At 45.7% G+C, this 14,676-nt stretch carries 11 protein-coding genes; 4 read left to right on the top strand and 7 right to left on the bottom strand.

Going from position 1 to position 14,676, the window contains the following annotated elements:
- The first annotated feature begins 71 nt into the window (after positions 1–71).
- Complete coding sequence (locus tag ACYVGO_RS07350; protein ID WP_460968645.1) at positions 72–458, top strand: hypothetical protein; 387 nt, start codon at positions 72–74, stop codon at positions 456–458.
- A 78-nt stretch (positions 459–536) separates the two neighbouring features.
- On the opposite strand, the gene dnaG is transcribed toward ACYVGO_RS07350, so the two are convergent.
- Complete coding sequence (dnaG, locus tag ACYVGO_RS07345) at positions 537–2,633, bottom strand: DNA primase (protein ID WP_460968643.1); 2,097 nt, start codon at positions 2,631–2,633, stop codon at positions 537–539.
- A 173-nt stretch (positions 2,634–2,806) separates the two neighbouring features.
- Here dnaG and ACYVGO_RS07340 point away from each other — a divergent pair, with 173 nt between their 5' ends.
- Positions 2,807–4,219: a vanadium-dependent haloperoxidase gene (locus ACYVGO_RS07340; RefSeq protein WP_460968641.1), complete on the top strand. Its 1,413-nt coding sequence runs from the start codon at positions 2,807–2,809 to the stop codon at positions 4,217–4,219.
- 85 nt (positions 4,220–4,304) lie between these two features.
- On the opposite strand, the gene ACYVGO_RS07335 is transcribed toward ACYVGO_RS07340, so the two are convergent.
- The 3 genes from ACYVGO_RS07335 to ACYVGO_RS07325 form a co-directional block, all read right to left on the bottom strand.
- Positions 4,305–6,197, bottom strand: a complete 1,893-nt coding sequence (locus ACYVGO_RS07335) for an amidophosphoribosyltransferase (protein ID WP_460968639.1) — start codon at positions 6,195–6,197, stop codon at positions 4,305–4,307.
- 104 nt (positions 6,198–6,301) lie between these two features.
- A complete protein-coding gene (locus tag ACYVGO_RS07330) occupies positions 6,302–6,940 on the bottom strand; it encodes a phosphatase PAP2 family protein (protein WP_460968638.1) in 639 nt (212 codons plus the stop codon).
- Positions 6,941–6,959: 19 nt separating this feature from the next.
- Entirely contained in the window at positions 6,960–7,436 is a 477-nt protein-coding gene (locus tag ACYVGO_RS07325) for a gliding motility lipoprotein GldH (protein ID WP_142775889.1), read from the bottom strand.
- A gap of 111 nt (positions 7,437–7,547) precedes the next feature.
- Between ACYVGO_RS07325 and ACYVGO_RS07320 the strand changes: the two genes are divergently transcribed.
- Both ACYVGO_RS07320 and ACYVGO_RS07315 read left to right on the top strand, forming a co-directional pair.
- Positions 7,548–7,907 (top strand): BlaI/MecI/CopY family transcriptional regulator, encoded by a 360-nt coding sequence (locus tag ACYVGO_RS07320; protein ID WP_142775890.1) that lies wholly within the window; start codon positions 7,548–7,550, stop codon positions 7,905–7,907.
- Positions 7,908–7,978: 71 nt separating this feature from the next.
- Positions 7,979–9,739, top strand: coding sequence for a M56 family metallopeptidase (locus ACYVGO_RS07315; RefSeq protein WP_460968635.1), 1,761 nt, complete (start codon positions 7,979–7,981; stop codon positions 9,737–9,739).
- A gap of 59 nt (positions 9,740–9,798) precedes the next feature.
- Here the strand turns inward: ACYVGO_RS07315 and ACYVGO_RS07310 are convergent, their stop codons facing one another.
- The 3 genes from ACYVGO_RS07310 to recQ all read right to left on the bottom strand — a co-directional run bounded on the left by ACYVGO_RS07310 (position 9,799) and on the right by recQ (position 14,667).
- On the bottom strand, positions 9,799–10,995 hold the full coding sequence (locus ACYVGO_RS07310; RefSeq protein ID WP_460968634.1) for a PSP1 domain-containing protein: 1,197 nt from the start codon (positions 10,993–10,995) through the stop codon (positions 9,799–9,801).
- 81 nt (positions 10,996–11,076) lie between these two features.
- A complete protein-coding gene (purD, locus tag ACYVGO_RS07305; RefSeq protein ID WP_142775892.1) occupies positions 11,077–12,363 on the bottom strand; it encodes a phosphoribosylamine--glycine ligase in 1,287 nt (428 codons plus the stop codon).
- A gap of 93 nt (positions 12,364–12,456) precedes the next feature.
- Positions 12,457–14,667, bottom strand: a complete 2,211-nt coding sequence (recQ, locus tag ACYVGO_RS07300) for a DNA helicase RecQ (protein ID WP_142775893.1) — start codon at positions 14,665–14,667, stop codon at positions 12,457–12,459.
- Positions 14,668–14,676: the final 9 nt, after the last annotated feature.

Here is a 14,676-nt window from a genome sequence, read left to right as displayed (position 1 = left end):
GATTTGCTTTCAGCTCTTGTAGAGCTGAATTTTGATTCAGTCAATTGCACAACACGTATTCAGATAGGGTGATGAATCAGGAAGAATCAACAGTATTGTCCAGCTACGAACCGTCGGCTGAAGAGGTACAAAAAACGATTATGGAATGGGCAAGAGCGACCGAAGCATTTCATGGTCGTTATGCTAAACTGAATCAAGCCATCAACTCATTGCAGACCACGTCCCGTCGTCAGCCAACAGCGGCTAGTCGGGCACGGTTGCGGAAGCTCATCGATTTACGTGAGTATATGAGTGATGTTCTGATGACTTTATTGCTCGATATGTCGGGCAAGAAATCTGGTCGTTCAGCGCAACCTTCCAAACCTGGTCAGCTCCATTCTCATGCCAGCTTGCTGGATGAGCTGAATCGTAAAATTGATGCCGAACTGATTAGTGTCATAACGGTAGCTCAGGCATAGTGTTCACCCTCCCCTATTGATAAAGGTTAGCCCCAATCTATACTTATAGCTGGGGCTTTTTTTATGCCTTAGTAAACGTTAACCGGATATAACCGTACCTAATAAACCCGAGATTTCCATATCGATTCGCTTGAAATGCATAAATTCGGTTAAAAGCTGATCGGCTTCCTCGGGTGATTTATTTCTTGACTCGCGAAGCAATTGCTGTAGCGTCGTCATTCGTTGCTCAGCGAGCATTTTTTTAATTCGTAGGATATTTCGGTAGGCAGCATCGGCCAGAATGCCAATTTCCGCTTCAGATGGGACGAAAATCTCATGTTTTCCCCATCCATCACTGATCTCATAGCGGGGTGTTGTTAAATGAATAGCCTGATGCTGAAGCTCAGTATTACTTGCTCCTTCTGGCCTATTATCCTGCCGATTTAGAAAATCATTGGCGGTTAAAATATCCCCCCGGCTATAGGCTTCCCGAAACAAGGTTAAAATCAGGTCATAAGGCTCAGTCTGAAATTCAATATCGTGTAATTCACTCAGTACATATTGACACAGTGAGATACCCGGCTCTAGTTCACGTGCACCATGACTCATTAACAATCGCACACATTCCTCCTCCTGATACGATATAGGCGTTCTAACAGCCTTTACACGCTCGATTGGAGCAGATATGGCTGGTGGTGCATTCGTACCGTAATCGCCGATTTCAGGCGCTTCTACGCTGAATCCCTCCAGCAATGAGTTTATTTCATCGAATGATGGCTCTTCTGTACTTAAAGTATTACTTGAAGATGGCTGTTGCCTTCCAGAACCAGCCGTTCGTTGTTGTCGATCGGCGTCTTTTTTAGTCTGCTCCTGCTGTTTTCGAAGCAGCCGATTGATTTCTGAAATTACAGACTGTTCACTAACATGAAACACTTGGGCTACGCGTTGCGAGAGTGTCTGGCGCTTAAGAGGATCTGGGATTTTGGTGATACTACCGCACACATCGGATATTCCTTCAGCCCGCTTCAGCGGATTGTCGCCTGCTTCGGTTAGCCATTGGCTGGCTTTAAAGTCAATAAAATCCTGAGAATGCTCTTTGATATATGCTTTGAAGGCATCAGCCCCAACCTTGTGCACATAGCTATCGGGGTCTTCGCCATCGGGCAGTAAAAGAAGCCTAAGATTTAAGCCTTCTTCTAATACCATATCCAAACCGCGCAAAGCGGCTTTGATACCAGCCGCGTCACCATCGTACAGAATTGTAACATTTGGCGTAAAGCGCGCAATCAGCCGAATTTGCTCTGTTGTAAGCGACGTACCCGAGGAGGCAACTACATTTTTGATCCCTGCCTGATGCAGCGAAATTACATCTGTATATCCTTCCGTCAGATAACAAACATCCTCCTGCCGAATAGCCTGTTTCGCCTGAAAAATCCCGTACAAAACCTGGCTCTTATGATAAACCGCTGTTTCGGGTGAGTTGAGGTATTTGGGTTGATTCTTGTCAGTCTTTAGAATTCTGGCGCCAAAAGCAATTACCCGACCCGACACATTATGGATTGGGAACATGACCCGCCCTCTGAAGCGGTCAAATACTTTCCTGTCGCCACCCGGATTCCCTTCCTTAATCAAAATTAGTCCGGCTTTTTCAAGCAGTTCGCGGCTATGTCCTCTTCGCTGACCTTCCTGCAGGAGCGCGTCCCATTGATCGAGGGTGTAGCCTAGTTCAAAAGCTTCAATTGTTGGATTGGTAAAGCCCCGTTCCCGAAAATAACTTAGACCTATACTTTTCCCTTCATCTGTGTTCAGCAGGGTTTCCTGGAAGAATGCTTTGGCAAAGTTGAGGACGATTAGCAGGCTTTCCCGCTCGTTCTGCCGTAGGAGGTCTTCGGGAGTTTGCTCCTGTTCTTCAATTTCTATACCATACTTTTTAGCCAGGTATCGTAGTGATTCTCCATAGCTAATATTCTCGATGTCCATCACGAACCGAACCGCATCGCCAGCCTTGCCGCAACCGAAGCATTTGTAAATCTGCCGGGTTGGGTTCACATTAAACGAAGGCGATTTCTCATTGTGAAACGGACAGCAGGCAATGTAGTTGCTACCCCGCTTCTTGAGCGAAACGAAATCGTTTATTACTTCCAGAATGTCGACAGACTGGCGAATTCGTTCAACTGTTTCTTCAGGGATGCGCATTAGAGAGAATCAAGTTTGTTCGAGTATCAAATCTACAACGAAGTTAACGGATTGCGGGTCGTACTAGCAATAGCTAGGAATTCAGTCTTTTTTCTGGCAACATTTTTGCTAAACTCCACTATTGACACTCAGCCTTATAGCTGGTGTAGTGGTTCTTTTTACCTGGTAATACTATGAATATACATTTTACCCACCGTAAGCTCCAGACTTCAAAGGCTAATTCTAAACACAATTACCGAGGGGTACTGACTACACTTTTATTAATTGCCTTTCTGCAAGCCTGCCGTATACAACCCAGTGATGATGTTCAACCGACTCTAACGACCGGCAAACCTGCCGACCAGTATACAGGTGATATAGCAACAACATGGGCCGCTTTCCAGTTAAAGTTAACCAAAACTACAGCTGGCTTCACCCCTCCTGTGGCATCGCGGGCGTTTGGCTATGCTGGTATCACAATGTATGAATCTGTAGTACCTGGTATTGCTAACCGAAAATCACTTGTAGGCCAGCTTCAGGGCTTAACTACGCTTCCACAGGCAGAATCAGGTAAGGCGTATAATTGGGCGCTCAGCGCCAATGCAGCACAGGCCCAAATTCTACGGAGCCTGTATCCAACAACCAGCGCGACTAATAAAGTTTATATTGATTCCCTGGAAATAGTTATTCTCAATACATTTAAGGATACCGACGAATCGATTAACCAACGTTCTATCGACTTCGGAAAAAAAATTGCGGATGCCCTGTTTGAATGGTCGAAAACCGATGGGGGTGATGCCGGTTATACCCGCAACTTCCCGGCAAGTTATGTTGTCCCAGTAGGAGCAGGTCTGTGGCCACCCACCGAAAACGGGCAGAAAATTCCAATGCAGCCCTATTGGGGTAAAAATCGGACGTTTGTTAAATCCAACAACGATTTGCCAATGCCTAAACCACTGGCTTACTCGACTGATGTTAAATCCGCAATCTTCAGTCAGTATATGGATGTGTACAACAAGTCTAAAAGTCTGACTCAGACAGAAAAAGAGATTTCGCTGTGGTGGTCCGATAACCCAGGCGACTCGTTTACACCACCAGGCCATTCTTATAGCCTTGCCCGCATTGCGGCAGTAACCGCAAAAGCAAATCTGGCAAAAGCAGCCGAAACATTTGCTCGCACTGGCATATCTGTTGCCGATGCCTTTATACTCTGCTGGCGATGTAAGTTCACCTATAATAATCTTCGGCCTTACACCTATGTACGGCTAGCCATCGACCCGGCCTGGGTTCCTTTCTGGCCTGCTCCACCTTTCCCAGGCTATCCGTCAGGTCATGCTACTCAATCCTCATCGGCGGCTACGGTACTAACTGCTTTGTATGGCGAAAACTTCGCGTTTACCGACGATTCACACGTTGGTCGGCCGGATGACCCTTTACGACATATTTCGTTTAAAGCACGCTCGTTTACATCATTTGCAGCCTCTGCCCAGGAATCGGCCGACTCACGTTTCTATGGTAACATTCATACCAAGCAGGATAACGAAACAGGCCTGACAGAAGGCAAGAAAATTGGCGCAAATGTCAACGCACTGGCTTGGGAGAAATAAATTAAGGAGAAAGGAGGAGAGGGACGAAAGGGAGGAAGGATGGCTACATGCTGATCCTTTCTCCCTTTCGTCCCTCTTCTCCTTTTTAGTAGGCTCTCACCAGCTTTCCTTCCATGAAGTTCACGAAAGCTTTATTAACAACGACGTTACCGCCGGGCGTCGGGTAATTACCCGTAAAGTACCAGTCGCCCGAGTGATTGGGGCAAGCCTTGTGCAGGTTTTCTACGGTTTGATAAACAACCGCCACTTCAGCCTTTAAATCGGGCGGTGTTACAATCTGCGATACCTTTTTAGATAACTCTTCGTGCGTAAAGGGATCGAACAGCGCCTTTACATAATTCTGTTGGCTGGCATTGCCTGACTCAATAGCTGCTACACACTGGGCATAAACTTCATCAAGCAGATCTTCCATGCCTCGGTCCTTAAGTAGTTCGAGCGCAGCACGGAAGCCAATGAATTCCTTAAACTTCGACATATCGATGCCGTAGCAGTCAGGAAAGCGAATTTGAGGGGCCGATGAAACAATAATGATCTTTTTAGGCCCTAAGCGATCCAGCATGCGCAGGATGCTTTTTTCAAGCGTAGTACCCCGAACAATCGAATCATCGACAACTACGACGTTATCTTTCCCTTTTTTGATAACCTCAAACGTGGTGTCGTATACATGCGACACCATATCATCGCGCTGCGAGTCGTCTGCAATAAAGGTCCGTAGTTTTACGTCTTTGGCAACCAGTTTTTCAATACGGGGCCTAAACGAAAGCACCCGGTCTAGTTCTTCTTCAAACAGAATCCCCTCCATAATCGCTTTCTTGCGCTGTTTATAGAGGTATTCTTCCAACCCTTCAACCATTCCAAAGAAGGCGGTTTCGGCTGTATTTGGAATATAAGAGAATACCGTATTTTCGAGATCGTAGTCAATTTCTTTGAGAATCTGCGGAATCACCAGTTTCCCTAATGCTTTACGCTCGTTGTAGATGTCGGGATCAGTAGCACGTGAAAAATAAATACGCTCGAAGCTACAGGATTTCTTTTCAATAGGCGTCACGAACTCCTGCTCCACATACTCGCCATATTTATCAACGATGAGTGCATGGCCAGGCTTTACTTCCTGAATGGCACTGTATTCAACATTAAAAGCAGTTTTGATGGCTGGCTTTTCCGACGCTACTACGACCACTTCATCATCGGCATAGTAATAAGCGGGACGAATACCGGCCGGATCACGGGCGACGAATGCGGCTCCATAGCCTGTCATACCCACCATGGCATAGCCACCATCGAAATCACGGCAAGAACGGTGTAAAACGCGCTGAAGATCAAGATTATCTTCAATGATATCCGACAGATCAGGGTTTTCGTAGATACCCTTGAACCGTTCAAACACCCGCTGATTTTCTTCATCCAGGAAGTGTCCAATTTTCTCCATCACCGTTACGGTGTCAACCTTATCCTTCGGATGCTGCCCCAGCGAAACGAGCTTTTCAAATAGGTCATCAACATTGGTCATGTTGAAATTACCCGCTACAACCAGATTACGACTTCGCCAGTTACTTTGCCGAAGCATTGGGTGGCAGTTCTCAATCTCGTTGGCTCCATGAGTGCCATACCGAAGATGTCCCATCCAGACCTCGCCCGTAAAGGCAATGTTTTCCTGGAGCCATTTAGCATCTTTAGCTTTGTCTTTGTTACCCTTGAGTGCTTTGCGGAATTTTTTATTAACCTTCTCGAAGATATCCGTTACAGGACGTTGATCTACCGAACGGTATCTACTAATATAACGACGGCCCGCAGGAACATCAATTTTTATATTAGCGATTCCGGCGCCATCCTGGCCTCGGTTTACCTGCTTTTCCATAAGCAGGTAAAGTTTGTTGGCTCCATAAAGAGCCGTGCCGTACTTGTCTATGTAATATTGGTACGGCTTGCGGAGCCGGATTAAGGCTATACCGCACTCATGCTTAATGGCGTCGCTCATGAGAGAGTTTATCGATGCACGTTGATTGTAGTCAGTAATGAAGTAACGGCTCTGCTTTGGCAATGGTTCGGCGTAGCCCTAAACAAAGGTAGGCAAAAGAGGCCCTAATTCCCGGCAATATTCTCGTTCTTCATTACCCAGCGATACATCAATAAATAAATTATTACTGATGAAATCGTTCCAACCAGCGAGCCAGCATAGGTATCTTCAACAAAATGCTGAAACAGATATACCCGGGAATAGCCCGCCAGAACGCCCAAAAGCAGGAAAATACCCCCCCTCCACTTCTTCTTATCAAGAAACGCTAATAGGCTAAAGACCGCAAAAGCTGTTGTGGTATGACCCGAGGGGAAACTGTTATAACTATAAATGTCCAGGCCTTTAATAATATGGTACTGAAATGTAGAATGCTCAAAAAATTTCAGTGGCCGGGGCGATCCTGTGAAAACAATCTTCTTTAAAAACTCGGAGGTCAAAGAAGAAAGGGCAAAACTGGCAACGCCCATCAGGCCAATTCGCCAGTTATAAATCAACAGAATCAGGCAAACCAGCACAAAAAAAGCACCATCGCCCATGTAAGTGATATATGGAAAGAGCTGATCGGCCAGCAAACTATTCCGTACATTAACCCACTGCATTAACTGTTCCTGGGTGTACATCCATTGTAACACACCCAGTACAACCAATACGAGCAGGTAAGAAATAAAAAAGAACCGATTTACGCGAAAAAAATGAACAAGCATTAGCGAACAGGTCGGCGGGTTAGTTAGCAGGACCAGCTTTTTCTACCGTAACTCCTACACTCAGGATATTAAGCAACGGGTCCTGACGCATATACTGCCTAATCTGAACACTGTATTTGCCAGGTTTCGGAAACCGATAGTTCCGCTTCATCAGGACCTTGTGATCAAACAGGTCGCCAAGGCCATCTCCATTGGGTTTACCCGTTTTAGGATCCATCAGAATCAGTTCGTCCAGCCGTGATTCGAGCTCCTTGCCGCTCGCATCCCGCAGATAACGAGTCAGATACAAATTATAATAACCGTACGACAAACTATTCCGAAGGTTATAATAAATGTTATAGGGCACCGATGCGTCAGTGATTTCGAATGTGAACGAAGGGGCATTTTTAATGTACCATTTCCCATCCTCAATGTCGGTGTACTCTTTATATACCGCATTTGTTTCACAGCCAGCAATCAGCCACACCATGAACAAGATTAGTCCTAATTGTTTCATAAACCTCACCCAGAATAATGTACAAAGCTACAACGGTGCAGTTGGCTTTTCAAACAATAAAAAACTATACAAATAGTTTGCAAACGAGGGAAATAGTTTTAAGTTTGTTCTATGGAAAAGCTAACCGCCAAAGAAGAAGAAGTAATGCAGGTGCTCTGGAAAATGGAGCAAGGGTATGTAAAAGATATGGTGCCTCAGTTTACAGATCCTCCTCTGCATTATAATACAGTATCAACAATTGTTCGAAATCTGGAAGAGAAGGGGTACATCGGTCATAAGGCGTATGGAAATACGCATGAATATTACCCCATCATCAGCAAGGAAGCCTACCAAAATCGGTTTGTTCTGAAGAAAGTAGTCGATGAGTATTTTGATAATTCATACAAGAATTTAGTGAGCTATTTTGCTCAGAATGAGAAGATTTCGGCGGATGAACTGCGTGAAATTCTGGCCATGATCGAGAAAAAATAGTCAAAGTTGGTCCAGCGTAGTCAAAATGCCTGACTACGCTGGACCAACTACTCTTCCACACCTAACTAAAGATGGAAACGCTACGGTATGTTGTTTTAGCCAATGCACTACTGGCTGTTGTCAGCATAGCGTACTACGCTCTGCTTCGACGCGAAACGTTTTTTGGTGCCAACCGATTGGCCCTGTGGTTAGGTTTGGCCGGGGCCTTACTCCTACCACTCCTGGAACTCCCGGATTGGCGCCCAGAACGCGTACGAACCGTGATGCATCGAACAGCGCAGGTAATCGTTCCAAAGGTGTTACCCAACCTGGTTTCTCCTCAACCGACTGTAACGATTACATTGCCTAATCAGAAAACCTATAAAGCATTTCAGGATCAGCCAGTACGGTTCGTTTGGTCATGGCAAATTGGCATTTTATTGCTCTATAGTAGTGGGGTCTTTCTGCTGTTGACTCGATTTGGGATTCGGTTAGTCTCGCTCCAACAACTCATCCGAAAATCCGTTCATGAGTCGTATACCGATTTTACGCTGGTGCACAACAAGGACGGCACATCTCCTTTTTCGTTTTTCAACTGGGTCGTGCTTAATCCTGACCAGCACTCGCCGGACGAACTGGATCAGATTCTCAGGCACGAGCGTGTGCATGTTCGGCAACTACATAGTTTCGACATGATTGGGGCCGAGTTGGTTTGTATTGTGTTATGGTTCAATCCAGCGGCCTATCTGTTCCGGCAACTACTCCATCAAACACTGGAATTCAGTGCCGACCGGGCCGTACTAGCCGAAGGTATCGATGCGAGATTGTACCAGTATAATCTGATTAAAGTGAGCATGTCAGGCGGGCAATTGGCTATAACCAACCAATTCAGCGGCCCCACCTTACGGCAACGTGTTAGTATGATGAATAGCCAGCGTTCAGGCTCATCGGCCTGGTGGCGATATGGAATTTGGACCCTGTTAATTGGTATGATGGCGCTCGCTTGTCGGCATGGAAATACAGACTATGAGGGAACCGTTTTCAGACAGGGTATTGCCCCATTCCCGTTGACAAACGCCACCCGCGTACTAGCCGCTGAACTGGAAAAAGCTGACATGCCCTTTTCCCGGGAATCGGCACTTTTGCCCTCTGATAATATGGTCCTTATTAATGGGAAACGAGTGACCTTAATGCCCTTCAATTCCTATTCCAAAATTTTATACTTACAGAATAATCATTTAGCCCTTAAGCTCCCGAATATCGAGCAGGCAAAAGTGTTTATCAATGGTCAGGCCTCATCCGCAAGCGCCTTATCAGCATTGACCTTTGAGCAGGTAAGCGATCTTTTTGTGTATCAAAAATGGGACGATGCTCCAAAATCAAAGGAGTTTCCGGAATTGTATCGAGTATTTATCAGTACAACTCACAAGACACCCACACCAAGTCCACTACGAACAAAATGGAAACAGTATTTGCAGGCAAACGCCATATCAGACTACCCGCTTGGCAACGCAAATACGTTTTCAATGAATAAGCTACTCGAAGCTACCTTTTTTAATAATAAGCTCGCCTTTGTAAAGCGCACAAAAAATGAACACCTGAAACTTTACGATGAACTAGTAAACGATACTGATCTATATATTAATGGGCTTCCCACTAATTCAAAAGGTATTGAATCGGTTCACGTTCGGGAGGTTGATAAGCTATATACACGTGAACGTCCCTTTGAGGAGTGGGCCGACGGACCGACTCGACAGCATCGCTTTGTTTTATACATCCAGACCAGCCCCAAACGGGCTAAACGCGATAGCAGCTACTACGTTTTTAGCCCATTCTATTCAGGTGACTTTTAATCGATTTTTGATACTTCTTAAAACAACTAACCCCGACCAGCTGGTCGGGGTTAGTTGTTTTAAGAAACTTTACCATTTGCGGCAGGTCGTGGCGAATTGCCTTCTGGGCCACGTGGCTTCTTCTTTTTCTTTTTGGTGTTATTCGCTTTCGACGTGTATTTAGCGTCTAGCTTCTGTAAATCGCTATTGAGGGCCGCTGCTGTAACAGGTTCTTTATCAGCGATAGGCATCAAAACGTCAAATGATTCTGGAATAATGCCGTTCTTGTTCAACTCGACAATTTCTAATACCCGTACAATGGGTAGCGGATGCCAGGTACTCTCGGCTCCATACCCAAACCACATCAGCTTGCGAAAAATATCGGTTTTCTGAAGATAAGCCCGGCCTTTCTGCGTTTCCAGCGGCTTTTCAATCGTTGGAATGTCACGCAGAGCGTCCATATACGTATCCAGCTCATAATTCAGGCAGCACTTCAATCGTCCGCACTGACCGGATAGTTTGGCTGGATTTAGCGACAGATTCTGATAGCGAGCCGCCGAGGTGGCTATGTTTTTGAAATCCGTGAGCCAGGTTGAACAGCAGAGTTCACGCCCGCAGGAGCCAATGCCTCCCAGTCGCCCTGCTTCCTGCCGCAGGCTAATCTGCCGCATTTCAATCCGGGCTTTAAATTCGCTGGCCAGCATTTTTATTAATTCCCGAAAATCAACGCGCTCTTCGGACGAGTAATAAAATGTCGCTTTCGTATTATCTGACTGAAACTCAACGTCAGACAATTTCATGTTGAGTTTTAACTCACGAACAATTTCGCGGGAACGATACAGAGAAGGTAGGTCACGCAGAACGGCCTGCTCGTGGCGTTCCATATCTTTGGGAGTAGCAAGGCGGTGAATAACTTTGGTGTCGTCGTTAATTTTGACGGCCCGTTTTTTCACCTGCAATCGCACCAATTCTCCCTGTAACGAAACGGCTCCAATATGAAAGCCCGATTGCATTTCGACCACAACATAGTCGCCAGTAGTTAGGTCAAGTTGGTGGACATTCCGGTAATATTCTTTCCGGCCCCCTTTAAATTTAACCTCTACAACATCGTATTTCAGACCTGGCATGGCGATATCGCTCAGCCAGTCAAATGAATTCAGTTTATTGCAGCCTCCGGTGCTACACCCTCCGCTTCCGCATCCAGTTGTAGTCGTTTGACCATCGGATGCTCCGCGTTGGGTTCCACACCCGCCGGTTGCACAGGATTTACATGACATATATATATGTGTTTGGAGTTTGACGTTTGTGATTTGAAGTTCTGTGCCAGTTAACGACAAACCTCAAACTACAACGTCAAACTAATCTGAGTACCGAATCAGGTCAACCCCGATATCTTTACGGTACTGTTTCCCCCCAAATTGCACCATCCGGGCCGCTTCCTGCGACTTCCGAACAGCATTTTCTAGCGAATTGGCCTGCGCCGTTATCGCCATTACTCGCCCACCGTTGGTCAACACCTGACCATCCTGAGCTTTCGTTCCGGCATGGAACGCTATTACATCTTCTAAACGCTCTAATTCAGAAATGATTTTACCGGTCTCATAATCACCGGGATAACCACCCGATACCAGCATGGTTGTTACCGCGGTTTGGGGAGAGACCTGAACCGAAATTTTATCCAGTTCTCCATCGGCAGTAGCCACCATCAATTCCACAAAATCACTTTGGAGCCGGGGCAGTACCACTTCCGTTTCCGGATCGCCCATACGTGCATTATACTCAATCACAAAGGGTTCTCCATTAACCTTCATGAGTCCTACAAAAATAAAGCCCTGATAATGAATCCCCTCCTGTTTCAAACCTGCCAGGGTCGGTTTCACTACTTTATCTTCAACTTTCTGGAGAAATGACTGACTGGCAAATACAACAGGAGAAACGGCTCCCATACCACCTGTGTTCGGTCCTGTATCTTCTTCGCCAACCCGCTTGTAATCTTTAGCCTCAGGCAGGATTTTGTAATTATCCCCATCGGCCAGAACAAACACCGACAGTTCAACACCTCGCAAAAACTGCTCCACAACCACCTTGCTACCTGCTTCGCCAAACTTGTGGCCGTCTAGCATATCGCTCATTGCCGTTTTAGCATCTGCCAGTGTTTCGGCAATAATAACGCCTTTGCCTGCGGCCAATCCATCTGCTTTTAAAACAATTGGCAATGAGTGCGAGTCCAGGTAGGCTAACCCTTCCTGAAGCGTTTCTGCCGTAAACGTTTGAGAAGCCGCCGTTGGGATGCCGTAGCGGTGCATGAACTGCTTGGAGAAATCCTTGCTCCCTTCTAATTGTGCTCCTTTGGCGTCAGGTCCAACAATACGCAAACTGGCCAAATCAGGCTGTTGACGAAGAAAATCTACAATTCCCTTTACTAAGGGTTCCTCTGGCCCCACAATCAGCAGGTCGATCTTTTTATCCCGGACTGTATCGGCAACAGCCGGAAAGTCAATATAACTAATAGGCAAATTAGTGGCAACCTGTGCTGTACCGGCATTGCCTGGCGCCACAAACAATTTATCACATAACGGACTTTGCGCTAATTTCCACGCGAAAGCGTGCTCTCGCCCACCCGACCCAAGTATTAGTATATTCATGTACTGATTTACGATTTACGATTTACGATTTATGATTTGATTCCCCATATCCAACAGGAAATCGTAAACCGTAAATCGTAAACCATAAATCAATTAGTTAGCTACTTCCGACAGGAATTTAATGCGCATTAGGCGCAAGTCTTGTTCGGTGAAATCATCTCCTCCAAATTCACGCATGGCAACAGCAATGTTATCACTATCGGCCCGCATGAAATAGTCGAAAATTTCGTCCTGCCGGTCTTCATCCATTACCTGATTAATGTAATAATCAAGGTTAAGCCGTGTACCTGAATAACAGATATGCTCAATTTCTTCCATCAAGTCTTCCATCGACAACGACTTCGATTCAGCAATTTCATCGAGGTCAACTTTCCGGTCGATCTGCTGGATGATGAAAATCTTGACTTTCGATTTATTAACCGTTGATTTAACGACTACGTCCTGAGCCGTTTCAATCTCATTTTCTTCAACGTATTTGGCAATCAGGTCGATAAAAGGCCGACCAAACTTCTGCACTTTGCCCATACCAACCCCATTGATCTGCGCCATTTCTTCACGCGTGGTGGGGTAAGTAGTCGCCATCTCCTCCATCGACGTTTCCTGGAAGATAACATAAGGAGGCAGATTCTTTTCCTTGGCAATTTTTTTCCGAAGTGCTTTTAATAACCCAAGCAGTTCTTCATCATAGGCAACGCCACCCGACGCTGGAGACGAATCTTTATCATCGTCCTCTTTAGTATCGACAGCTTGCTGCTCGTAGTCATGATCTTTAGCCAGCGTAATTGGGTATGGATCTTCAATATAATTCATACCTCGCTGAGACACCTTCAGAATCCCATAGTTATCAACATCTTTTTCGAGATATCCATAAATAGTAATCTGTTTGATCAGTGAGCACCAATAGTTACAATCGTCACTAAAGGCAAGTCCCTTACCGTATACAGGAAGCCGGTCGTGTTCGTAGCTGGTGACATATTGGTTGGTCGTGGCCGTCAGCACATCGGCTAAGTGCGCCACATCGAATCGCTGATCTGTTTGCAATACAGTTTGTAAGGCTAGTACAACTTCGTGCTGCACTTTAAACTTTTCGGTCGATTTCAGACAGTTATCACAAAAACCACAATCTTTATCCAGGAACTCCCCAAAATAGCCCAATAGCTGCCGACGACGGCAAACGCCCAGATTAGCGTAAGAAACCATCTCGGCTAGCAAGTGCTTGGCATTATCGCGCTCCGTAACGGGTTTATCTTTATTAAACTTCTCCAGTTTAACGATATCATCGTAACTATAGAACATCAGGCAGTTGCCTTCCAGTCCATCACGACCCGCCCGTCCTGTTTCCTGATAATATCCTTCGAGCGACTTAGGGGCATCGTAGTGAATCACGAACCGAACGTCTGGCTTGTCAATTCCCATACCAAAGGCAATGGTAGCGCAGATTACGTCGGCATCTTCGTTCAGAAAGGCATCCTGATTGTTCATCCGCGTTTGCGGGTCCAGACCAGCGTGATAAGGAAGTGCCTTTATATCATTAACACTGAGTAGTTCGGCAATTTCCTCAACAGTTTTTCGGCTTAAGCAATAGATAATCCCCGACTTACCTTTATTCTGCTTAACGTATTTGATAAGCTGCTTCTTGGCGTCTACTTTAGGCTTTATTTCGTAGTAAAGATTCTTCCGATTGAACGATGTTTTATATAGATTAGCATCCTCCATCTGGAGGTTTTTCTGAATATCCAGCTGTACTTTAGGCGTAGCTGTAGCAGTCAGTGCGATGACAGGTAGATTGCCAATATTATCGACAATACCGCGTATTTTCCGATACTCAGGCCGGAAGTCATGACCCCATTCAGAAATACAGTGCGCTTCGTCAATAGCGACGAAAGAAATGTTGGCTTTCTTCAAAAAATCCAAATTCTCTTCTTTCGTTAACGACTCTGGCGCAATGTACAGCAGCTTGAGTGTGCCGTTCAACGTATCCTTTTTGACCTTGTTCATTTCGGCCTTGGAGAGCGTCGAGTTCAGAAACTGCGCATTGATTCCAAAGGCATTTAACTGGTCAACCTGATTTTTCATCAGGGCAATTAGGGGGGAAATAACAACGGCTGTACCATTGCTAACAATAGCGGGCAGTTGGTAACACAATGACTTACCTGCCCCAGTGGGCATTATAACAAACGTGTTGCGCCCCGCCAGGATACTATAAATAATAACTTCCTGTTCGCCCCTGAATTGACTATATCCAAAAATTTCTTTCAGTCGTTCTCTAAGCGTCGCATGGACTGCCTCATCAACCTGCATCATTCTACAAAT

This window comes from Spirosoma migulaei (assembly GCF_054776855.1).
The sequence above is the reverse complement of the archived record's forward strand: the minus strand, read 5'-3'. Positions and strand labels throughout refer to the sequence as shown.